The 24,081-nt window shown below is 41.7% G+C and carries 20 protein-coding genes; 15 read left to right on the forward strand and 5 right to left on the reverse strand.

Annotation, left to right across the window (positions count from 1 at the left end):
- Window positions 1-151: 151 nt before the first annotated feature.
- Both QM374_RS08700 and argS read right to left on the reverse strand, forming a co-directional pair.
- On the reverse strand, window positions 152-400 hold the full coding sequence (locus tag QM374_RS08700; protein WP_153224855.1) for a MarR family transcriptional regulator: 249 nt from the start codon (window positions 398-400) through the stop codon (window positions 152-154).
- 662 nt (window positions 401-1,062) lie between these two features.
- A complete protein-coding gene (gene argS / locus QM374_RS08705) occupies window positions 1,063-2,754 on the reverse strand; it encodes an arginine--tRNA ligase (protein WP_414311487.1) in 1,692 nt (563 codons plus the stop codon).
- Window positions 2,755-2,897: 143 nt separating this feature from the next.
- Between argS and argR the strand changes: the two genes are divergently transcribed.
- Window positions 2,898-3,344 (forward strand): arginine repressor, encoded by a 447-nt coding sequence (gene argR / locus QM374_RS08710; RefSeq protein ID WP_001231485.1) that lies wholly within the window; start codon window positions 2,898-2,900, stop codon window positions 3,342-3,344.
- 47 nt (window positions 3,345-3,391) lie between these two features.
- Complete coding sequence (mutS, locus tag QM374_RS08715) at window positions 3,392-5,923, forward strand: DNA mismatch repair protein MutS (protein ID WP_414311488.1); 2,532 nt, start codon at window positions 3,392-3,394, stop codon at window positions 5,921-5,923.
- 41 nt (window positions 5,924-5,964) lie between these two features.
- On the opposite strand, the gene QM374_RS08720 is transcribed toward mutS, so the two are convergent.
- On the reverse strand, window positions 5,965-6,423 hold the full coding sequence (locus tag QM374_RS08720) for a DUF3021 domain-containing protein (protein WP_414311489.1): 459 nt from the start codon (window positions 6,421-6,423) through the stop codon (window positions 5,965-5,967).
- Complete coding sequence (locus QM374_RS08725; RefSeq protein ID WP_414311490.1) at window positions 6,420-6,860, reverse strand: LytTR family DNA-binding domain-containing protein; 441 nt, start codon at window positions 6,858-6,860, stop codon at window positions 6,420-6,422. The genes QM374_RS08720 and QM374_RS08725 overlap by 4 nt, the downstream gene beginning before the upstream one ends.
- A gap of 342 nt (window positions 6,861-7,202) precedes the next feature.
- On the opposite strand from QM374_RS08725, the gene rpsL reads away from it, so the two are divergent.
- The 12 genes from rpsL (at window position 7,203) to QM374_RS08785 (ending at window position 20,405) form a co-directional block, all read left to right on the forward strand.
- A complete protein-coding gene (gene rpsL, locus QM374_RS08730; protein WP_001142333.1) occupies window positions 7,203-7,619 on the forward strand; it encodes a 30S ribosomal protein S12 in 417 nt (138 codons plus the stop codon).
- A 19-nt stretch (window positions 7,620-7,638) separates the two neighbouring features.
- Window positions 7,639-8,109 (forward strand): 30S ribosomal protein S7, encoded by a 471-nt coding sequence (gene rpsG / locus QM374_RS08735; RefSeq protein WP_000087876.1) that lies wholly within the window; start codon window positions 7,639-7,641, stop codon window positions 8,107-8,109.
- Window positions 8,110-8,383: 274 nt separating this feature from the next.
- Window positions 8,384-10,465 (forward strand): elongation factor G, encoded by a 2,082-nt coding sequence (fusA, locus tag QM374_RS08740; RefSeq protein ID WP_320693215.1) that lies wholly within the window; start codon window positions 8,384-8,386, stop codon window positions 10,463-10,465.
- Window positions 10,466-10,578: 113 nt separating this feature from the next.
- Window positions 10,579-14,973 carry a PolC-type DNA polymerase III gene (locus tag QM374_RS08745; RefSeq protein WP_414311491.1) on the forward strand — a complete coding sequence of 1,465 codons (4,395 nt, stop codon included), beginning with the start codon at window positions 10,579-10,581 and terminating at the stop codon, window positions 14,971-14,973.
- Window positions 14,974-15,010: 37 nt separating this feature from the next.
- Entirely contained in the window at window positions 15,011-15,688 is a 678-nt protein-coding gene (locus QM374_RS08750) for a hypothetical protein (RefSeq protein WP_414311492.1), read from the forward strand.
- A complete protein-coding gene (locus QM374_RS08755; protein WP_414311500.1) occupies window positions 15,678-15,860 on the forward strand; it encodes a hypothetical protein in 183 nt (60 codons plus the stop codon). The genes QM374_RS08750 and QM374_RS08755 overlap by 11 nt, the downstream gene beginning before the upstream one ends.
- A 34-nt stretch (window positions 15,861-15,894) precedes the next feature.
- Complete coding sequence (locus tag QM374_RS08760) at window positions 15,895-17,136, forward strand: aminopeptidase (RefSeq protein WP_414311493.1); 1,242 nt, start codon at window positions 15,895-15,897, stop codon at window positions 17,134-17,136.
- A 9-nt stretch (window positions 17,137-17,145) separates the two neighbouring features.
- On the forward strand, window positions 17,146-17,376 hold the full coding sequence (locus QM374_RS08765; protein WP_414311494.1) for a GlsB/YeaQ/YmgE family stress response membrane protein: 231 nt from the start codon (window positions 17,146-17,148) through the stop codon (window positions 17,374-17,376).
- Window positions 17,377-17,703: 327 nt separating this feature from the next.
- On the forward strand, window positions 17,704-18,612 hold the full coding sequence (locus QM374_RS08770; RefSeq protein ID WP_414311495.1) for a LysR family transcriptional regulator: 909 nt from the start codon (window positions 17,704-17,706) through the stop codon (window positions 18,610-18,612).
- Between the two features lie 39 nt (window positions 18,613-18,651).
- A complete protein-coding gene (gene queA, locus QM374_RS08775) occupies window positions 18,652-19,680 on the forward strand; it encodes a tRNA preQ1(34) S-adenosylmethionine ribosyltransferase-isomerase QueA (protein WP_371608232.1) in 1,029 nt (342 codons plus the stop codon).
- A gap of 179 nt (window positions 19,681-19,859) precedes the next feature.
- Entirely contained in the window at window positions 19,860-20,036 is a 177-nt protein-coding gene (locus QM374_RS08780; RefSeq protein ID WP_414311496.1) for a hypothetical protein, read from the forward strand.
- 177 nt (window positions 20,037-20,213) lie between these two features.
- On the forward strand, window positions 20,214-20,405 hold the full coding sequence (locus QM374_RS08785) for a hypothetical protein (RefSeq protein WP_414311497.1): 192 nt from the start codon (window positions 20,214-20,216) through the stop codon (window positions 20,403-20,405).
- A gap of 400 nt (window positions 20,406-20,805) precedes the next feature.
- Here the strand turns inward: QM374_RS08785 and QM374_RS08790 are convergent, their stop codons facing one another.
- Window positions 20,806-21,141 (reverse strand): helix-turn-helix domain-containing protein, encoded by a 336-nt coding sequence (locus tag QM374_RS08790; RefSeq protein WP_414311499.1) that lies wholly within the window; start codon window positions 21,139-21,141, stop codon window positions 20,806-20,808.
- A gap of 142 nt (window positions 21,142-21,283) precedes the next feature.
- Here QM374_RS08790 and QM374_RS08795 point away from each other — a divergent pair, with 142 nt between their 5' ends.
- Window positions 21,284-23,935 carry an SEC10/PgrA surface exclusion domain-containing protein gene (locus QM374_RS08795; protein WP_414311498.1) on the forward strand — a complete coding sequence of 884 codons (2,652 nt, stop codon included), beginning with the start codon at window positions 21,284-21,286 and terminating at the stop codon, window positions 23,933-23,935.
- Window positions 23,936-24,081 lie beyond the last annotated feature (146 nt).

A 24,081-nucleotide genomic window follows, 5' to 3' on the forward strand; every position in this document is an offset into this window, starting at 1 on the left:
GAACCACGATATTATACAAACTAGAATAAGGACTGACATCCATAGTTAACTGATTATCAAGCATCATTTCACCTCATCTCTAGTATAACAAAAAAGCCATCTATTGGATGACTTTTTCAGTGGGCTCGAAATGGTATCTCGGGTTTTTTTCTTATCTGCGGATTTCGTCAACGATTTCTTTTGAAATGGGAATTCCTAAACGGTAACCTTTGTTGATGTAGTCGATGACATCATTGATGTTTTCTATCGTTTGGATTTTCTCTTTGATAGTTGCACGAAAAGATTCATCCTTTAACAGTTGTTCTTGTAGAAGTCTTTGTAGTTTTTCCTTTTCGTATTTGTTGATGAGAAAAAGAGCGACAAGACTGATAACAACTAAAATATAAGCATATTGGCTCATAAAGTCTCTCCCTAAGTGATAAAGAAGTTAATAGCAAGAGAAAAGCGAAAAAGATTTTTCGCTTTTCAAGAAATGACAATATAGAAATTAGGCAAGTGATCGCTAATCTAAAATAGTAGATGTAATGCCCTCCGCCCCTAGTACCAAATAAAAGTCCGTAGAAGTTTAGGATTGGTTGCTTAGAACGCTCTGCAATTCAGTAACTTTAAGATTACGACATTCATTCAACCAAATCGATATTATTTGGTTAGGTGAATTAGTGAAGCGTTTAGGCAATTCGCCATAGTTACGACGTCATGTTCTCTAAATCGATTATATTTAGAGAACATGACTAGTGAAGCAGTTAGCTAGTCCGCATAAAAGCGGCTAGCATCCAACAATTAGGAACTTTAGTTCCAATAACTTTAAGATTACGACGTTTTAGGACATAAATCGATCATATTTATGTCTTAAAACTAGTGAAACGTCTAGCCAAAGTCCGTATAGGATTTGGTCTTAGTTACTTAGATTGCTTTGCAATTAAGTAATTAAAAGATTACGACATGAGCCTAACCAAGTCGATATTATTTGGTTTGGTGAATTAGTGAAGCGTTTAGGCAATTCGCCATATAGCGATTGCCGTCAAGAGACTAGGGACTTTCGTTCCAGTCTCTTGTAACGAATCACATCTTCTCTGGTGCTTCTACGCCGAGCAGACGAAGTGCTTCTTTGAGAACAACTGCAGTTGCGTAACTGAGGGCTAGACGGCTGTCGCGTTCTGGGCTTTCATCTAAGATACGTGTATGTGCATAATATTTGTTAAAGGCTTGAGCCAGGCTAATTGCAAATTTAGCAATGATAGAAGGTTCAAAGTTATCCGCTGCACGGTTGATAATACGTGGGAAGTCTTGGATGAGTTTAATGATTTCCCAGCTTTCAGCATCATTCAAGCTATAGTTGCCAGCTGTTTCTGGTTTGAAATCTGCTTTGCGTAAGATAGATTGGATACGAGCGTAGGCATATTGAACATAAGGTCCAGTTTCACCTTCGAAGGATACCATGGCTTCTAGGTCGAAGTCATATCCATTTGTACGGTCAGTCTTGAGGTCATAGAACTTAATAGCTCCAACCCCGACAGCATGGGCTACCTGGTCTTTGTTTTCAAGTTCAGGATTTTTAGCCTCGATTTGGGCTTTGGCACGACTAACAGCCTCTGCAACTGTAGGTTCTAGCAAGATGACATTCCCTTTACGAGTAGAGAGTTTTTTTCCTTCTTTTGTAACCAAACCAAAAGGAACGTGAGTAATATCTTCACTCCAATCGTAGCCCATCTCTTGCAAGACAGCTTTGAGTTGTTTAAAGTGGGCAGATTGCTCTTGACCAACGACATAGATAGATTTGGCGAATTGGTATTCATTTTTACGGTAAAGAGCTGCAGCCAAGTCACGTGTGATATAGAGAGTTGCACCATCAGATTTCTTGATAAGAGCTGGATGTTCAATTCCATATTTCTCAAGATTCACAACTTGGGCACCTTCTGATTCAACAAGAAGTCCTTTTTCAGAAAGAATGTCTACAACTGCATCCATCTTATCATTGTAGAAGGCTTCTCCGTTGTAGCTGTCAAAGTCAACCTTCAATTCATTGTAAAGGCGGTTAAATTCCACCAAACTTTCATCACGGAACCATTGCCAAAGAGCGAGAGCTTCCTCATCTCCATTTTCCAGTTTACGGAACCATTCGCGCGCTTCTTCATCCAAGCTAGGGTCATTTTCAGCTTCAGCATTGATGCGAACGTAGAGTTTAAGAAGTTCATCAATTGGATGAGCTTTTACAGCTTCTTCGTCTCCCCATTTTTTGTAGGCAACAATCAGCATCCCAAACTGTTTACCCCAGTCTCCCAAGTGGTTGACCTTGACCGTTTGATAACCGATTTTTTGGAAAATATGTGACAAGCTATCTCCGATAACAGTTGAGCGCAGGTGACCAATAGAGAATGGTTTAGCAATATTGGGACTAGACATGTCGATAACAACATTTTCTTGTTTACCAATATTTTGGTCAGCATAGTGTTCTTTTTCAGTGATAACAGCTTGTAATACTTGAGCAGAAATGGCATTTTTATCAAGGAAGAAGTTAACATAAGGTCCAGTAGCGACGACTTTTTCAAAGGCTTGGCTATTGATTTTTTCAGCGATATCTGCTGCAATCATTTGTGGAGCTTTTCTCTCAACTTTTGCTAGAGTAAAGGCAGGGAAGGCGATGTCTCCCATATCAGAGTTTTTGGGTTGTTCTAGTAAATTTAAAATAGCCTCTTGATCCAGGCTGTCAATGACGCTAGCCAATTCGCTAGCGATCAATTGTTTTGTATTCATTATAAACTCCTTTGGACTTTTCTTCTATTTTATCACAATTTTGAGGAATGATAAGAATTTTTTTTGAAATATTCGGTTTTTTTGGTATAATGTTCTTATTAAATAGTTGTAAAATGTTATAAATATTCAATCGAGAGGATGTTATGAGAAAAAGAGAACGCCATCAGTTAATCAAACAAATGATCACTGAGGAAAAATTAGGGACTCAAAAAGAGATCCAGGATCGGTTGGAAGCACGCAATGTTTTTGTGACGCAAACGACATTGTCGCGTGACCTTCGCGAACTGGGCTTGACCAAGGTTAAGAAAAATGATAAGGTCTACTACGTACTAGCAAATGAGACAGAGAAGATTGACCTGGTTGAGTTTTTGTCCCATCATTTGGAAGGTGTAGCAAGAGCTGAGTTTACCTTAGTTTTGCACACTAAATTGGGTGAAGCTGCAGTTTTAGCCAATGTTGTCGATGCCAACAAGGATGAATGGATTTTGGGAACAGTTGCGGGTGCCAATACTCTCTTGGTAATCTGCCGAGATCAGCATGTTGCTAAACTCATGGAAGATCGTTTGTTAGATTTGATGAAGGATAGATAAGGTCTTGGGAGTCTCTCTCAAGACTATTTTTAACAAGGAGAGAATGGATGACGACAGAAAAATTATCACCAGGCATGCAACAGTATGTGGATATCAAAAAACAATATCCAGATGCTTTTTTGCTCTTTCGTATGGGTGATTTTTATGAGTTATTTTACGAAGATGCAGTCAATGCTGCCCAGATACTAGAAATTTCACTAACCAGTCGCAATAAGAATGCTGACAATCCTATTCCTATGGCTGGAGTTCCCTATCACTCTGCCCAACAGTATATCGATGTCCTAGTTGAGCGTGGCTACAAGGTTGCCATCGCTGAACAGATGGAAGATCCTAAGCAGGCTGTTGGTGTTGTGAAACGCGAGGTTGTGCAGGTGATTACACCGGGTACAGTCGTCGATAGTAGTAAACCCGATAGCCAAAACAACTTTTTGGTGGCTATCGACCGTGACGGTCAGCAATTTGGTTTGGCCTATATGGATCTGGTGACGGGTGATTTTTATGTGACAGGTTTATTAGATTTTACCCTGGTCTGTGGTGAAATCCGGAACCTCAAGGCCAGAGAAGTCGTCATCGGCTATGCCTTAACTGAAGAGGAAGAACAGATTCTCAGCCGTCAAATGAATTTGGTACTTTCTTATGAGCAAGAATCATTTGAAGACATCCATCTGCTGGATCCACGATTGGCACCTGTTGAACAGACTGCCAGCAGTAAGCTTCTCCAGTATGTCCATCGGACTCAGATGAGAGAACTCAACCACTTGAAGCCAGTTGTTCGCTATGAAATAAAGGATTTCTTGCAGATGGATTATGCGACCAAGGCTAGTTTAGATCTAGTAGAAAATGCTCGTTCTGGCAAGAAACAAGGGAGTCTTTTCTGGTTGTTAGATGAAACTAAGACTGCCATGGGAATGCGTCTTTTGCGCTCTTGGATTCACCGTCCCTTGATTGACAAGGATCGTATCCTTGAACGTCAGGAGGTTGTGCAAGTCTTTCTGGACTATTTCTTTGAGCGTAGCGATCTAACGGAAAGCCTCAAGGGAGTCTACGATATCGAGCGTCTGGCCAGTCGCGTTTCTTTCGGGAAAAGCAATCCTAAAGACCTCTTGCAATTAGCGACTACCTTGGCCAGTGTTCCAAGGATTCGCGCAATTTTAGAAGGAATGGAGCAACCAGCGCTTGCCTATCTGATTGAACAACTAGATGCTATTCCTGAATTGGAAAGTCTTATTAGCGCAGCCATTGCTCCTGAGGCTCCTCACGTGATTACCGAAGGTGGTATTATTCGGACGGGCTTTGATGAGACCTTGGACAAGTATCGTCGGGTACTGAGAGAAGGAACCAGCTGGATTGCTGAAATTGAAGCAAAGGAAAGAGAAAACTCTGGCATCAGTACGCTCAAGATTGACTACAATAAAAAAGACGGTTACTATTTCCATGTCACCAACTCGCAGCTAGGTAATGTACCAGCCCACTTTTTCCGTAAGGCTACGTTGAAAAACTCTGAGCGTTTTGGGACAGAGGAGTTGGCGCGTATCGAGGGAGAAATGCTAGAGGCGCGTGAGAAGTCAGCCAGCCTTGAATATGAAATCTTTATGCGTATCCGTGAAGAAGTTGGCAAGTATATCCAACGTCTACAAGCCCTGGCCCAAGGAATCGCTACTGTCGATGTCTTACAAGGACTAGCGGTAGTAGCAGAAAATCAGCACTTGATCCGTCCAGAGTTTGGTCAGGATTCGCGAATTGACATTCAAAAAGGTCGTCACGCTGTCGTTGAGAAGGTCATGGGAGCCCAAACCTATATTCCCAATAGTATCCAAATGGGTGAAGATACTAGCATCCAGCTGATTACAGGGCCTAATATGAGCGGGAAGTCGACCTACATGCGACAGTTAGCCATGACAGCAGTTATGGCCCAGATGGGTTCTTATGTGCCAGCAGAACGTGCTCACTTGCCAATTTTTGATGCAATTTTTACCCGTATCGGGGCGGCAGATGACTTGGTGTCAGGTCAGTCAACCTTTATGGTAGAGATGATGGAAGCCAATAATGCCATTGGGCATGCGACTGAGCATTCTCTCATTCTTTTTGATGAGCTAGGACGTGGAACGGCAACCTATGATGGCATGGCCTTGGCTCAGGCCATCATCGAGTACATCCATGAGCATATCGGAGCCAAGACTCTCTTTGCAACTCACTACCATGAATTGACCAGCTTAGAATCTAGTCTTGAACATCTAGTTAATGTTCACGTGGCTACGCTTGAGCAAAATGGTCAGGTCACTTTCCTTCATAAGATTGAACCAGGTCCAGCAGACAAATCATACGGTATTCACGTTGCCAAGATTGCAGGTTTGCCAGCAGACTTACTAGCAAGGGCAGATGCGATTTTAACTCAATTAGAAAGCCAGGGTCAGGAAAGTCCAATTCCTACCAAACAAAATACTGTCAATGAGCAGATGTCGCTTTTTGATGAAAAAGAAGAAAATCCAATCCTGACAGAGTTGGCAAATATAGATGTTTACAATATAACACCTATGCAAGCCATGAATCTCTTGTTAGAGCTGAAGCAAAAATTATAAGTTAAAAACCCACTCCGTTTTGTGAGTGGGTTTCTTGTATATTAGTGTTTTTGAGACAATAGTTGATTGATGTGTGCAACTTTTTTAGATTCTCTCTTGTAGAGAACAATCCAGATGATGAAGTAGACGATTGCAAACTCTGGGATGAGTTGAAGGATGAAAGTCCAGTGAAGCGGGAACCATCCTGCTAGGATTGCTAGAGGTACAAAACCTAGCAACATAAGGAAGAAGTGAGTGACAGTCGCACGAAGAAGGCTCCAATCTTGAGCGAATAGACGACCGCCAAAACTAAAGAGGACTCCAATCGCTGCCCAGATAAGCAGACAGTAAAGTAAGACGAGTGATCCATGCACCTGATGTTGGGTCATGAATTGACCAATCAAAGAGTTGGGGCTGAGAGGTGCGTAGTTGCTTGGTGAGTGGATAAAAGAAAAGATAATAGATAGGATGAGGCCGATGAGGATACCAGTTGTGGCATCGTGAAATACTTGTTTTTTCATAGTTCTAATTTCTCCTTAATAGCTTTGAGGTAACGGCGAGATGAGTAGGTGAAACTGTCGTTTTTAAGATAAATTTCAATCAAGCCGTTAGAGGTTAGTTTAAGATGACTGATAGCGTCGATGTTGACAATTTCCGATTGGGAAATTTGGATAAAGGAAGCAGGTAGAATTTCACTTGCTTGGTAAAGACGAATGTCGAGCGCATAGGTTTGGCTATCCGTTTCAGCTAAGACTTTGCGATTTTCAATATATATACGTTGAATCTTACTAATCTGAATCAAGTAGACCTGGTCTTGGAATTTTCCTTTAAGAGTTTCTTTTTGATCCAGTGATTGAACAAAGTCTTGAACTTTTTGAACTCTAGGGGACAAAGATGGTGCCTCTATGATGACTTGTTCTTCGGCGTATTGTTGATCAATGTCAAGTCTGACTTTCATAATTTCTCCTTTATAAAATTGTAATAGAGATCTCTTACTTACAAATCTATTAAACACCATTTTCTTGACAAATACAAGGTCGCTTGTCTAAGTGGTTGGTTGAAGAGCCTATCTGGTAGGTGATCGTTTTCATAGAATTTTTAGAGTAAAGAAGTCAAAAAATAGGAAGAAATATATTGACAAAAATAGAAAAAACGTGGTACAATAATAGACGGTACTTTTTACTTTTGGTCTCTCAAGAGTGTACAGGGACGTGCTGACAAATGTTGCAAAAGTACACACAGATGATAGCTGTCACCAAGTGTATCATCACCAAAAATAAAAAAACACAGGAGAATGTAGATGCCTACAATTAACCAATTGGTTCGCAAACCGCGTAAATCAAAAGTAGAAAAATCTAAATCACCAGCTTTGAACGTTGGTTACAACAGTCATAAAAAAGTTCAAACAAACGTTTCTTCACCACAAAAACGTGGTGTTGCAACTCGTGTTGGAACAATGACACCTAAAAAACCTAACTCTGCCCTTCGTAAATTTGCTCGTGTACGTTTGAGCAACCTTATCGAAGTTACTGCCTACATCCCAGGTATCGGACACAACTTGCAAGAGCACAGCGTGGTGCTTCTTCGCGGTGGACGTGTAAAAGACCTTCCAGGGGTACGTTACCATATCGTCCGTGGTGCACTTGATACTGCAGGTGTTAACGATCGTAAACAAGGCCGTTCTAAATACGGTACTAAACGTCCGAAAAAAGCATAAGGAAAGGGGATAAAGAGAAATGAGTCGTAAAAATAGAGCTCCAAAACGTGACGTATTGCCAGATCCGCTTTACAATTCACAATTAGTTACTCGTCTTATCAACCGCGTTATGCTTGACGGTAAACGTGGTACAGCTGCTTCAATCGTTTACGGTGCTTTTGAACAAATCAAAGAAGTTACTGGTAACGATGCACTTGAAGTATTTGAAACAGCTATGGAAAACATCATGCCTGTACTTGAAGTACGTGCACGTCGTGTTGGTGGTTCTAACTACCAAGTCCCAGTTGAAGTTCGTCCAGAACGTCGTACAACACTTGGACTTCGTTGGTTGGTAACAATCGCTCGCCTTCGTGGTGAACACACAATGCAAGACCGTCTTGCAAAAGAAATCTTGGACGCTGCTAACAACACTGGTGCAGCAGTTAAGAAACGTGAAGACACTCACCGTATGGCTGAAGCTAACCGTGCCTTCGCACACTTCCGTTGGTAAGATTAAGATACTAAGGGCGTTAAAAAAGCGACTGAAAATTAGGAAGCTTGACGAAGAATCAACGATTCTAGGAAAGCTTATCTATTTTCCGAGCTTTTAGCCCAGGTTCAATTTAGCTCGGTCAGCTCTTAGCTACAACTCAACTTACCATTTCGTAAGTTGAAACCAATAATAACAAGATAAACATTGAGAACGGGTAGGTCCTGCCTATCCGTTTTTATTAAATCGTGTTATAATAGAATAGAAATAAAAAAATATAGGAGAAACAAACCTCATGGCACGCGAATTTTCACTTGAAAAAACTCGTAATATCGGTATCATGGCTCACGTCGATGCTGGTAAAACAACTACTACTGAGCGTATCCTTTACTACACTGGTAAAATCCACAAAATCGGTGAAACTCACGAAGGTGCGTCACAAATGGACTGGATGGAGCAAGAGCAAGAACGTGGTATCACTATCACATCTGCTGCGACAACAGCTCAATGGAACAACCACCGCGTAAACATCATCGACACACCAGGACACGTGGACTTCACTATCGAAGTACAACGTTCTCTTCGTGTATTGGACGGTGCGGTTACAGTTCTTGACTCACAATCAGGTGTTGAGCCTCAAACTGAAACAGTTTGGCGTCAAGCAACTGAGTACGGAGTTCCACGTATCGTATTTGCCAACAAAATGGATAAAATCGGTGCTGACTTCCTTTACTCAGTAAGCACTCTTCACGATCGTCTTCAAGCTAACGCACACCCAATTCAATTGCCAATCGGTTCTGAAGATGACTTCCGTGGTATCATCGACTTGATCAAGATGAAAGCTGAAATCTATACTAACGACCTTGGTACAGATATCCTTGAAGAAGACATCCCAGCTGAATACCTTGAGCAAGCTCAAGAATACCGTGAAAAATTGATCGAAGCAGTTGCTGAAACTGACGAAGAATTGATGATGAAATACCTCGAAGGTGAAGAAATCACTAACGAAGAATTGAAAGCTGGTATCCGTAAAGCGACTATCAACGTTGAATTCTTCCCAGTATTGTGTGGTTCTGCCTTCAAGAACAAAGGTGTTCAATTGATGCTTGATGCGGTTATCGACTACCTTCCAAGCCCACTTGATATCCCAGCAATCAAGGGTATTAACCCAGATACAGATGAAGAAGAAACTCGTCCAGCATCTGATGAAGAGCCATTTGCAGCTCTTGCATTCAAGATCATGACTGACCCATTCGTAGGTCGTTTGACATTCTTCCGTGTTTACTCAGGTGTTCTTCAATCAGGTTCTTACGTATTGAACACTTCTAAAGGTAAACGTGAACGTATCGGACGTATCCTTCAAATGCACGCTAACAGCCGTCAAGAAATCGACACTGTTTACTCAGGTGATATCGCTGCTGCCGTTGGTTTGAAAGACACTACAACTGGTGACTCATTGACAGATGAAAAAGCTAAAATCATCCTTGAGTCAATCAACGTTCCAGAACCAGTTATCCAATTGATGGTTGAGCCTAAATCTAAAGCAGACCAAGACAAGATGGGTATCGCCCTTCAAAAATTGGCTGAAGAAGATCCAACATTCCGCGTTGAAACAAACGTTGAAACTGGTGAAACAGTTATCTCTGGTATGGGTGAGCTTCACCTTGACGTCCTTGTTGACCGTATGCGTCGTGAGTTCAAAGTTGAAGCGAACGTAGGTGCTCCTCAAGTATCTTACCGTGAAACATTCCGTGCTCCTACTCAAGCACGTGGATTCTTCAAACGTCAGTCTGGTGGTAAAGGTCAGTTCGGTGATGTATGGATTGAATTTACTCCAAACGAAGAAGGAAAAGGATTCGAATTCGAAAACGCAATCGTCGGTGGTGTGGTTCCTCGTGAATTTATCCCAGCGGTTGAAAAAGGTTTGGTAGAATCTATGGCTAACGGTGTTCTTGCAGGTTACCCAATGGTTGACGTTAAAGCTAAGCTTTACGATGGTTCATACCACGATGTCGACTCATCTGAAACTGCCTTCAAGATCGCTGCATCTCTTGCACTTAAAGAAGCTGCTAAGACTGCACAACCAGCTATCCTTGAACCAATGATGCTTGTAACAATCACTGTTCCAGAAGAAAACCTTGGTGATGTTATGGGTCACGTAACTGCTCGTCGTGGACGTGTAGATGGTATGGAAGCACACGGTAACAGCCAAATCGTTCGTGCTTACGTTCCACTTGCTGAAATGTTCGGTTACGCAACAGTTCTTCGTTCTGCATCACAAGGACGTGGTACATTCATGATGGTATTCGACCACTACGAAGATGTACCTAAGTCAGTACAAGAAGAAATCATTAAGAAAAACAAAGGTGAAGAATAATTCACCGTCACTTTAAAAGAAGTCACTTTGTGGCTTCTTTTTCTGTTTGGTAGAAATAGGAAAAAGTGCCTCAAATATGGTAAAATAGAAGGAGTATATTGTGAGGAAAATGGATGTCAACCACTTTTGAAATTTTAATGAATCAGTTGGGAATCCCCGCTGAAATGAGAAATCATGAGGGCTTCTCTCAGGCTGAAATAGAACAAGTCATTGTTCATAAACGAAGCAAAGTTTGGGAGTTTCATTTTGTTTTTGAAAATATTTTGCCTTTTGAACTTTTTCTAGAGTTAAAAAGAGGCTTGAAGGAAGAATTTTCAAAAACAGGAAATCAGGCTAGTTTTGAGATAAAAACGCGAAATCAGGAATTTTCTAGAGAACTTTTACAAGCCTACTATCGAGAGGCTTTTTCGGATGGTCCTTGCGCTAGTCAAGGTTTTCGTTCTATATATCAGAATTTTCAGGTGCGTTTTGAAAATGACCAGTTAATCATTGAAGCCTCTGAAGCGGCAGATACAGAACATTTTAGAAAAAATCATCTGCCAAATCTTAGCAAACAGCTGGAACACTTTGGTTTTCCCAAACTTTCCTGCAGTTTAGAAAAAAATGAAGAGCTCACGAGGGAAGAGCAAGAGGCCTTTCAGACAGAAAATCAAATGATTATCCAAGCTGCCAATGAAGAAACACTTCGGGCTATGGAACAATTGGAACAGATGGCGCCGCCTCCTCCAGCTGAGGATAAGCCTGTCTTTGATTTCCAAGCTAAGAAAGCAGCTGCCAAGCCAAAACTAGACAAGGCAGAGATTACTCCTATGATTGAGGTTAATACTGAGGAAAATCGTCTGGTTTTTGAAGGAGTTGTCTTTGATGTCGAGCAGAAGGTGACTAGAACAGGTCGTGTTTTGATTAACTTCAAGATGACAGACTACACTTCTAGCTTCTCCATGCAAAAATGGGTCAAGAATGAAGAAGAAGCTCAGAAGTTTGACATGATCAAGAAAAATTCTTGGCTCCGTGTTCGTGGGAATGTTGAGGTCAATAATTTCACGCGAGACTTGACCATGAATGTACAGGATGTTCAGGAAGTCGTCCACTATGAGCGTAAAGACTTGATGCCAGAGGGAGAGCGTCGTGTTGAGTTTCATGCGCATACCAATATGTCGACCATGGATGCTCTACCTGAAGTTGAAGAACTCGTTGCGAAAGCAGCTAAATGGGGTCATAAAGCGGTAGCAATCACGGACCATGGGAATGTTCAATCCTTCCCTCATGGCTATAAGGCGGCTAAGAAAGCTGGCATCCAGCTAATCTATGGGATGGAAGCCAATATCGTTGAAGACCGTGTACCTATCGTCTATAACGAGGTTGAGATGGATTTGTCTGAAGCTACTTATGTAGTCTTTGACGTGGAAACGACTGGTCTATCTGCTATCTATAATGACTTGATTCAGGTGGCGGCTTCTAAGATGTATAAGGGCAATATCGTAGCTGAATTTGATGAATTTATCAATCCTGGTCACCCCTTATCAGCCTTTACTACTGAATTGACAGGAATTACGGATGAGCATGTGAAAAATGCCAAACCCTTGGTTCAAGTTCTGAAAGAATTCCAAGAGTTTTGTAAGGATACCGTTCTTGTAGCCCACAATGCAACCTTTGACGTTGGCTTTATGAATGCCAACTATGAACGTCATGGCCTGCCAAAAATCACTCAACCCGTCATCGATACGCTAGAATTCGCAAGAAATCTCTATCCTGAGTATAAACGTCATGGTCTAGGACCTTTGACTAAGCGTTTTGGTGTTGCCCTAGAACACCACCACATGGCCAACTACGATGCGGAAGCAACTGGCCGTTTGCTCTTTATCTTTATCAAGGAAGTGGCAGAAAAACACGGTGTGACAGATTTGGCGCGATTAAACCTTGATTTAATCAGTCCAGATTCTTATAAAAAAGCTCGCGTCAAGCATGCAACTATCTATGTGAAAAATCAGGTGGGCTTGAAAAATATCTTTAAGCTGGTATCTCTGTCAAATACTCAGTATTTTGAAGGAGTTCCACGGATTCCACGTACGGTACTGGATGCCCATCGAGAAGGTTTAATCTTGGGTTCTGCTTGTACAGAAGGGGAAGTTTTTGATGCAGTCGTTTCCCAAGGAGTAGATGCGGCAGTCGAAGTGGCTAAATACTATGACTTTATCGAGGTGATGCCTCCTGCTATCTATGCACCTTTGATTGCCAAAGAGCAGGTCAAGGACATGGAAGAACTCCAAACCATCATCAAGAGCCTGATAGAGGTTGGAGATCGCCTTGGGAAACCCGTTCTTGCGACAGGAAATGTCCACTATCTCGAACCCGAGGATGAGATTTATCGTGAAATCATCGTGCGAAGTCTAGGTCAGGGAGCTATGATTAACCGAACTATCGGCCATGGAGAAGCTGCCCAACCAGCTCCGCTACCAAAGGCGCATTTTAGAACAACCAATGAAATGTTGGATGAGTTTGCCTTTCTAGGGGAAGACTTGGCTCGCAAGATTGTTATTGAAAATACCAATGCCTTGGCAGAAATCTTTGAACCTGTGGAGGTTGTAAAGGGTGATTTATACACACCTTTCATTGACAAAGCCGAAGAAACAGTTGCTGAATTAACCTATAAAAAAGCTTTTGAAATCTATGGAAATCCACTGCCAGATATCGTTGATTTACGGATTGAAAAGGAACTAACCTCTATCTTGGGGAATGGATTTGCCGTGATCTATCTGGCTTCCCAGATGCTAGTGCAGCGCTCCAACGAACGAGGCTACTTGGTTGGTTCTCGTGGGTCTGTTGGATCCAGTTTCGTTGCGACCATGATTGGGATTACCGAGGTCAATCCTCTATCGCCTCACTATGTCTGTGGTCAGTGTCAGTACAGTGAATTTATCACGGATGGTTCCTACGGTTCAGGGTTTGATATGCCCAATAAGGACTGTCCAAACTGTGGTCACAAACTCAGCAAGAATGGACAGGATATTCCTTTCGAGACCTTCCTTGGTTTTGATGGGGACAAGGTACCCGATATCGATTTGAACTTCTCTGGTGAGGATCAACCTAGCGCCCACTTGGATGTGCGTGATATCTTTGGGGAAGAGTATGCCTTCCGTGCAGGAACGGTTGGTACGGTGGCTGCTAAAACAGCCTATGGATTTGTCAAGGGTTACGAGCGTGATTATGGCAAATTCTACCGAGAAGCTGAAGTGGAGCGCCTAGCCCAAGGAGCTGCCGGTGTCAAACGGACGACCGGTCAACACCCAGGAGGAATCGTTGTTATTCCTAACTATATGGATGTCTATGACTTTACTCCAGTACAATACCCTGCCGATGATGTAACAGCTGAATGGCAAACTACCCACTTTAACTTCCACGATATCGATGAGAACGTCCTCAAGCTCGATGTCCTTGGTCATGATGATCCAACCATGATTCGGAAACTTCAGGACTTGTCAGGTATTGATCCGAACGATATCCCTATGGATGATCCTGGTGTCATGGCACTCTTTTCGGGTACAGATATCCTAGGAGTGACACCTGAACAAATCGGGACTTCAACTGGTATGCTTGGGATTCCAGAGTTTGGAACCAACTTTGTTCGAGGCATGGTGGATGAAACCCATCCAACGACTTTTGCGGAGTTGCTTCAGCTTTCTGGTCTGTCTCACGGTACCGACGTATGGTTGGGAAATGCCCAGGACTTGATTAAGGCTGGAATTGCGGACCTATCAACCGTTATCGGATGTCGGGATGACATCATGGTTTACCTCATGCACGCTGGCCTAGATCCAAAGATGGCCTTTACCATCATGGAGCGAGTGCGTAAGGGAATGTGGCTTAAAATCTCTGAAGAAGAGCGCAATGGTTATATCGAAGCCATGAAGGCTAACAATGTGCCTGAGTGGTATATCGAATCTTGTGGAAAAATCAAGTACATGTTCCCTAAAGCCCACGCGGCTGCCTACGTTATGATGGCCCTTCGCGTGGCCTACTTCAAAGTTCACCATCCGATTTATTATTACTGTGCTTACTTCTCCATCCGTGCTAAGGCTTTTGATATCAAGACCATGGGTGCAGGCTTGGATGCTATCAAACGCAAGATGCAAGAAATTGCTGAGAAGCGCAAGAACAATGAAGCTTCCAACGTAGAAATCGACCTCTATACAACGCTTGAAATTGTTAATGAGATGTGGGAACGTGGCTTCAAATTTGGCAAGTTGGACCTCTATCGCAGTGATGCGACCGAATTTATCATTGATGGAGACACCCTCATCCCACCGTTTGTCGCTATGGATGGTCTAGGCGAGAACGTTGCCAAGCAATTGGTGCGAGCTCGTCAAGAAGGGGAGTTCCTCTCTAAAACAGAACTCCGCAAGCGTGGTGGACTCTCATCAACCTTGGTTGAAAAGATGGATGAAATGGGCATTCTCGGCAATATGCCAGAGGACAATCAGTTGAGCTTGTTTGATGATTTGTTTTAATAGTTTGCAATGTCTTGTGTAGATTTGAGGTTGGTTAATGATGCTAAAGAAAAAAAGAGCAACACCTTGGAAACCAGGGAAAGTTATTTCCATACGCTTGCGAAATGGCGTTTACGTATTAGCACAAATGGTGCGTGATCCCTATCTGGTATTTTTCAACCATTTTAACGAAGAAAATACCTGGAAGGGAGTGACCTTGAAAGAGGAGGATATCCTTTTTTGTAAAGCAGTTACTCGTCAGTTTCTACGCTATAGTCCTGTAGCGATTGTCAAAGAAGTTACCCCCCTGTTAGATTATGAACTGCCTAAAGAATGGATTTATAGCCATATTGGAGGGCATCCTATTACTGTTTCGGTAAAGGGAAGGGAGCGCCAACTTGCTGGTTTTGGTAGACGTTGTTCTTTGGTTCTGGCGGATAAAGACAGTGGACTACCAGAAGATAATCCACTTATGGGACTCTTCCAATCCTATATCATATCAGATATCAAAGAACAGGATTGGGATCGGGTAGGTCAGGCTGAATTTATGTCTATTGAAGTATTTCCAACACTCAACGAACGTCTCTATCTTTGCTTTCTTTATGGGAAAAATATAAATCCAGAACAAGATATCTCTTTAGGAAAGCCTCTACCTGATGACTATGAAACCTATATAGATATCCTCACAAATAGTCCAGAGGCACGACGCCTCTACCTAGGAGAGCATGAAGAATAAGAAAGGATATTTCATGAAACTAAGAATTTTTGCGGAAGATAAACCGGCTGAGAAGGTGTTTGAGTACCAATTTGAACTTGCTGATCATACAATTCTTCTATCGACAGCACTCTTGTCAGGTGCTATTGTTTTGGCAGGATTATTTTCTGCTTTGAAAGAAAAAGAAAAATAAAATAGAAAAGAGAAAACAGAAAAGAGAAAACAGAATGGTTTTACCGAATTTTAAAGAAAATCTAGAAAAATATGCTAAGTTGTTAGTTGCAAACGGAGTGAACGTGCAACCTGGTCATACCTTGGCTCTCTCCATCGATGTGGAGCAACGCGAGTTGGCTCACTTAATCGTTAAAGAAGCCTATGCACTTGGTGCGCATGAGGTCATTGTGCAGTGGGCTGACGACTTTGTAAACCGTGAGAAATTCCTCCACGCGCCGATGGAGCGTTTGGACAATGTACCAGAATACAAGATTGCTGAGATGAACTACCTTCTTGAAAACAAAGCAAGTCGTCTCGGTGTTCGTTCTTCTGATCCAGGTGCCTTGAACGGAGTGGATGCGGAAAAGCTCTCAGCTTCTGCAAAAGCTATGGGAATTGCCATGAAGCCAATGCGTATCGCAACTCAATCCAACAAGGTTAGCTGGACTGTAGCAGCAGCTGCTGGACTAGAGTGGGCTAAGAAAGTCTTTCCGAATGCTGCAAGCGACGAAGAAGCAGTCGATCTCCTTTGGGACCAAATCTTCAAAACTTGCCGTATCTACGAAGAAGATCCAGTTAAGGCTTGGGAAAAACATGCTGCTATCCTCAAGAGCAAGGCGGAAATGCTGAATAAAGAGCAATTCACAGCCCTTCACTACACAGCACCAGGAACTGATTTGACACTTGGCTTGCCTAAGAACCATGTTTGGGAATCTGCCGGAGCGATCAATGCTCAAGGTGAAGGATTCTTGCCAAACATGCCAACAGAAGAAGTCTTTACAGCTCCTGACTTCCGTCGCGCAGATGGTTATGTCACTTCTACAAAACCTCTTAGCTACAATGGAAATATTATCGAAGGCATCAAGGTAACCTTTGAAAATGGTCAAATTGTTGATATCACTGCTGAGAAGGGTGATCAAGTTATGAAGGACCTTGTCTTTAAGAATGCTGGTGCGCGTGCCTTGGGTGAGTGTGCCTTGGTACCAGATCCAAGTCCAATTTCTCAGTCAGGGATTACCTTCTTTAATACCCTTTTCGATGAAAATGCTTCAAACCACTTGGCTATTGGTGCAGCTTACGCAACTAGCGTTGTTGGTGGAGCAGAGATGAGCGAAGAAGAACTGGAAGCTGCAGGACTTAATCGTTCAGATGTTCACGTTGACTTTATGATTGGTTCGAACCAAATGGATATCGATGGTATCCGTGAGGATGGGACACGCGTACCACTCTTCCGCAATGGAGATTGGGCAATTTAAGGAGAAACTATGATTGGAAGTATGTTTGTCGGGCTTTTAATCGGACTACTAGCAGGAGCTATCACCAATCGTGGCGAACGAATGGGCTGCTTCGGGAAAATGTTTCTCGGCTGGATTGGTGCCTTTTTAGGACAATTAATCTTTGGTTCTTGGGGGCCAAACCTAAACGGTACAGCCATTATTCCATCAGTTTTCGGGGCTATGATTTTGCTAGCCATTTTCTGGGAAAGAGGAAGCTAAGTTTCGATTTAGAAGGCAGATTAACTTTAAAGAATAAGAGAGAGGCTGGGACAAAAGTCCTAGCCTCTCAATTGTCTTTGGATTGTCGATCAAGACGCAGTGGTTGAGTGGCCTCTACTACGCTGATTTCATCAGCTTTTACAGCCCTACTCAACTGTGCGGAGGTGGGACGTCGAAATCGAATTCTAACGAATTACCGATTTCTGTCCCACTCTCTCTTTTTAGGTCGCTCTATAAAGTCCTTTGAAAGCACTCATATGGACTTTGTCACAGACCTTTCAGTGACTGGTTCTTTTTATATTGCCTCAAGTATGGTACAATAAAAGCATGAGAATTCAACAATTACACTATATTATCAAAATTGTAGAGACTGGTTCGATGAATGAAGCTGCCAAGCAACTTTTCATTACTCAGCCTAGTCTGTCAAATGCAGTTCGTGACCTAGAAAATGAGATGGGAATTGAGATTTTTATCCGAAATCCTAAGGGAATTACCCTTACACGTGATGGGATGGAGTTTCTATCCTATGCCCGTCAGGTTGTCGAGCAAACGCAACTTCTAGAAGAACGCTATAAGAACCCAATCGCTCATCGCGAGCTTTTTAGTGTGTCTTCGCAACACTATGCCTTCGTAGTGAATGCCTTTGTTTCCTTGCTCAAGAAGAGCGATATGGAAAAGTATGAGCTTTTTTTGCGTGAAACCAGAACTTGGGAGATCATCGATGACGTCAAGAACTTCCGTAGTGAAGTAGGGGTCCTCTTTTTAAATAGCTATAACCGGGACGTTCTTTCGAAGATGTTGGATGACAATCATCTAGTTGCCCACCATCTCTTTACAGCCCAACCCCATATCTTTGTCAGCAAGACCAACCCTCTTGCTAAAAGAGACAAGGTGCAGTTGGCAGACCTAGAAGACTTCCCTTACTTGAGCTATGACCAAGGAACCCATAATTCCTTCTATTTCTCAGAAGAGATTTTGTCACAAGAACACCACAAGAAATCCATCGTGGTTAGTGACCGTGCGACCTTGTTCAATCTCTTGATTGGTTTGGACGGCTATACCATCGCGACAGGTATCCTCAATAGTAATCTTAATGGAGACAATATTGTCTCGATTCCACTTGATATTGATGATCTCATTGAGCTGGTTTATATCCAGCATGAGAAAACTAGCCTATCTAAGATGGGTGAACGCTTCATCGAGTATTTGCTTGAAGAAGTTCGTTTTGATAGCTAATCGTAAGTACATTAGAAAAGAAAAGGAAATATGACTACAATGAATACCAATGATTTTGATTTTCACTTGCCTGAGGAGTTGATTGCACAAACACCTCTGGAAAAGCGCGATGCCTCTAAGCTCTTGATGGTTAATCGCCAGACTGGAGAATTTCAAGATCGCCACTTTCACTCCATTATTGAAATGCTAGAGCCAGGTGATGCCCTGGTGATGAATGATACCCGTGTCTTGCCAGCACGACTTCATGGTCAAAAGGAAGAAACAGGTGGTCACGTTGAGCTCTTGCTCTTGAAAAATATAGCAGGAGACGAATGGGAAGTGTTGGCAAAACCTGCTAAACGTCTCAAGGTTGGCGCCCGTGTTGTCTTTGGTGATGGTCGACTAAGCGCAGTTGTGACTGAGGAATTAACCCATGGTGGCCGTATTGTCCGTTTTGAGTATGAAGGAATTTTCCTAGAAGTACTTGAAAGTCTTGGAGAAATGCCTTTGCCTCCTTATATTCATGAAAAATTGGATGACCGTGAACGTTACCAGACAGTCTATGCCAAGGAGAGTGGTTCAGCCGCTGCCCCAACTGCAGGCCTGCATTTTACCAAGGAATTACTGGAAGAAATCCAGCAAAAAGGGGTTCATCTAGTCTACTTGACCTTGCACGTTGGTCTTGGAACCTTTAGACCTGTTTCAGTAGATAATCTAGATGAACATGAGATGCACTCAGAGTTTTATCAGTTGTCTGAGGAAGCTGCAGCGACCTTGCGTCAGGTCAAAGAAAATGGTGGCCGTGTCATTGCTGTGGGGACAACCTCTATCCGTACGCTAGAGACTATCGGAAGCAAGTTTGATGGACAAATCCAAGCAGACTCTGGCTGGACAAATATCTTTATCAAACCAGGCTATGACTGGAAGGTTGTGGATGCTTTTTCTACGAATTTCCATTTGCCTAAATCAACACTGGTTATGCTCGTTTCTGCCTTTGCAGGCCGTGAATTGGTCCTCGAAGCCTATCAGCATGCTATCGATGAAAAATACCGTTTCTTTAGCTTTGGCGATGCCATGTTTATCTACTAAAAATAGAAGAGCTAATTCCTGATTGGATTAGCCTTTTTTGATGTCAAATAGCTATTGAATTATATGGAAATAAATGATACACTGAAAACTACAGGTTAGCCGTCAAAAATATATGTAATTTCAGGCTAGGCATTTTAGATGCAGATGAGACTGTATCATCATTTTAAAAGGAGATTATCATGAAAAAAACATTGCGCTACACCAGTCTTTCAGCTCTTGCCTTGTTGGCTGTGGTGACACTTGCTGCTTGTGGAGGAAATGCTGAAAAAACTACAGCATCTTCAAGTAAAGAGGCTTCTTCTAAAGTAACTAAGGAGTCATCAAGTAAAACAGAAGCTAGTCAAAAAGAGGAGTAGAAGTCTGAGACAAGTTCTTCAAGCGCTACAGGTAGTCAAACTGAGACAAAGGCGAAAAATCAAAAAGATTATTCTAAATTCCTTGGAACTTGGGAGAATTATGCTGGAACAACTGCTACAGTCGCAGCGGATGGAATCGTGACCATTCAAAGCTCAAAAGGCACCTTTAAATATGAGATGGACAAAGTAGAGGAGAAGGACGGTTACTATTTGACAGGAATTCATCTTGTTGGTGGTGGAGAAGGAGCACGCCTTATCTTTACCCCAGCAGGTGTAGCAAATGAATTGACTGGTACGGATGGTAGCCAAGACGTCGTGGCAATCGGCCAATCACCAAGCGACAAAGATAGTCATTTTTACCGTAACTAAGCATGAGAAAAGAAGAAGTGAGCCAAACTGATGGCTCACTTTTTGAATTGTAAAAATTGTAGATGAGATTGATTGACAAGTATAGTGGATTGAACTTAGAGTAGTACAATATAGATTCTAAAATATTTTTAGAAATTAATTTGACTTTCCTAACCTCTTTGTTCACATCTTATTTCAATCAACTATAAAAAACCTTTAAGTAGCCGGTTGACCAAAAGTAGAACAGATACGAAAAAAAAGCCTTGATTTCAAGGCTTTTTCCTGTTGATTTAGATGCCCCCTACAGTCGATTTAGAGTTAAAATAAGTAAAAATGAGTAACAAAAATATTGATAAATCAGGGTTTTGCCACTCTCTAAATCGTATGTAAAAATAAAAGGTAGTACAAAAGTAGAACATTTTTATCTTACTTCTTTGAGGATGAGTATTAAGGCATCTAAGACTCGGGAACGTTGTTCTGCTGGAAGAGTTTTTAATTCATCAACAAGCAGAGTAATTTTTGGATCTTCTTCTTTCAATTGTATATCAAAGAATGTATCTAAATCTACTTCTAATGCTTCCATTACCTTCTCTAGAGTTTGAATCTTTAAGTTAGTTGAAAGATTTTCTAATTTATAGATATAATTTGTACCCAAATCAGCCATCTCTTCTAGTTGTTCTTGGGTATATCCTTTTTCTAAACGTAATAGACGGATTCTTTTAGAGATGTAATCTTGAAGGTTGGTTTTGTTATTTATCATTTATTACCTCGCTACTTACATAATACAGACAAACGACTGTATTTTTTAGACTTTAAATGGTTACATTTTGATAAAATAACTTTAAAAAGTTGTGAAATGTGATATAATGAAGTTATAAAAAAATATAATGAGGATTAATATGAAAAAACAAATTATCGCAACAACAGCTCTCGCAACTGGACTTGTCGGAACAATCGGAACTGCTCACGCAGATACAGTGGAGCTTCCATTGCCTACAACTGCTAAAAATGAACCAGCCTTGGTGGAAAAAGAAGCGCCTAAGAAAGTAGAAGTGAAAACTCCTACTAAGGAAGATGTCGCTGAACTTGGTGCTACTGCTAAACAAACCCAAGAAGATGCCGATAAGGCTAAAGAAGTCTTGGATCAAGCGAATGAAAAGTCTGATAAAGCAGAAAAGAAAGTCGCTGACTTGAAACAAGCTAAAGACGATGCTCAGAAAGTTGCTGACAAAGCAACACCAGAAGCGATTCAAAACGCAGAGAAGAAAGTGGAAACTGCTAAAGCAAAAGTTCCAACTGCTGAACAAGGGGTATCAAATGCGCAAACTGAACAAGATGATGCAGACCGTAATGTTGCTATTCAAGGCAAAACAGTTGGTACTAAGCAAGCAGAAGTGACTCAAGCGCAAAATGGAGTTACTGATGCGAAAGCAGTTGTAAAAAATGCAGAGGATGCTTTGAATGGTGTTGGTCTTACTGACGCTAAAGAGGCGCAAGCAAGTGCTATCAAAGAAGAAAGTGATAGCAAACAAGCTCAATCAGATGCCCAAATTGCTCTTGATGCCGCTAAGAAGTTGGACGGTGAGCTTGCTGAACAACTAAACCAAGCTGAAACAACTGTTAAAACTGCTACAAAAGATGTAGAGCGTACTGAAAACGAAGCTAAAACTGCCAAAACTAACCGTGATAACGCTCTTGCTATTTATAATCAAGCGGTATCTGTACTTGATGCCCTTCAAGATAGCTCTAAGAAACAAACCATCACTCTTTCCCCAGCTTTCATTCAAGCAGTGAAAGATAAAATGGAATTCCTTCGTCAAATTCGTTCAGGTGTCGAAATGACTGATGAAGAGCGTAATGCTAAGGGTGATGACCTTTATAATCGTATCGTTGGTTCACAAGTAGAACACGAAAAACTCAATAAATACGTTCCAACGAAAGCCGACCAAGCAGATGAAACTCGCTACGATATTAACAATCTCCCACAAGAGATTAAAGACGAGTTGAACTACTATGTGGTAGACCTTATCAACCAAATGCGCCATCAACTTGGACTTCCAGACGTTGTTCTTTCAAAAACTTCTCTTGAATTTGCAGATAAGGTTGCTAAAGAGTATGTGAAAGCGAACTTCTCTCATGCTATGGAAGAAGATTATGAGAAGCGTGGTGGTGTCGGACACTACGCTATTGGTATCAATAAGGTCGCCAAAGAATATGGCATGCCTACAACAAATGCAGAGAAAGAAAGCAAGGGTTGGCAGTATTATGAAAATGCTGTAACTACTTACGTTTTCCATAACTTTGACGATGCTGATGGGGTTTACCGTAAAACTCTTGGTCAAATGAAAGAGAAGTTGTATGATGACCTTGTGATGCTTGTGTCAACTAAAGGTGACTATGCTCACACTGAGGGTATCCTTCAGTTCGCCTCTGCAAATGAAACCATCTACTTCGGTGGTGTGGCACAAAGCAAGACAGATGATTTCTATACTACTCACTTCTTGACTGCTATTCGTAGTGAATATGTAGATGGTTCTAAATGGGATAAAACACCTATTGCAAACCCACTAAGTGACGAAGTCATTGAGCGTAAATTGAGCGAAGCTCGTCAAGCGCTTGCTGATGCTATGACTGCTCGCGACAATGCACAAGCAACTTTTGAAGCAAAAACTCAAGCAGAGTCAGATGCGAAAATTGCACTTACAAATGCTGAAGCTAACTTGACTGCCTTGAAGAAAGGTGAAAGTCCACTTGCGAATGCACAAAAGGCTTTTGATGAAGCAAAAGAACGCCATGATAAAGCAGTAGTCACACTTTCTAATGCTAACGCTCTTGTTAATACTTTGACTGCTACACAGTCTGCAAAAGAAGAAGCTCTTAAAGATGCACAAGCAAAACTTAAAGACGCTGAGCAAGTTCTTAAAACTGCACAAGAAGCTCTTAAAGCAGAAGAAGATAAGATGAAAGAGCTTGAAGCAGTTGCTACAAGCAAAGCCCAAGCGGTATCTCTTGCTAAGAAAGCCCTTCAAGATGCACAAGAAAAAGTTAAACAAGCAGAAAAAGAGCTTGCAGACCTTAACGGTGCGCACACTCGCTTGGCAGAAGTAAAAGCAGAGCTTGAAAAAGCAGAAACAGAGCTTAAAGATGCTTATAAAGCACAAAACGAAGCTAAAGTAGACTATGAGGTTAAAAGCCTTGCAGCAGATCAAGCAAAAGTTGCTTATGAAACTGCTAGAGCGAAGTTTGAAGAAGCAGAAGCAAAACGCTTGGCTGAACTTGCAGATGCCAAACGTAAAGAGCTTGAACACTTGGGGTATAAACCATTACCAGTTGTAGACGGTAAAGGGAACGTGGTTGATTACAAAGCAGAAAAAGTAACCGTAGGCACTAAAGACGATAAAACATATCAAGCTCCTGCACAAGCTATAAATGAAAAATCAGAACCTAAGAAACAACTTCCAAATACAGGAACGAAAGAATCGAGTCTCCTAGCATTTCTCGGAGCAAGTGTTGGACTACTTGCTTTAGCTGGAAAACGAAAATTTAGATAAAAAAGAAAGAGAGCGGCGGTCAATGTCATTAAGTTAAGAAATTCAAATACAATTCTGTATTTGGGTTTCTTTTTTTATGTGCTAAACTGATAGTTAAGGAGGTACTTCCCATGATAAAACAGATAAAAGCCCACTTGAATAAGAGT

The organism is Streptococcus infantis, assembly GCF_047465525.1.
GTDB lineage: Bacteria > Bacillota > Bacilli > Lactobacillales > Streptococcaceae > Streptococcus > Streptococcus infantis_R.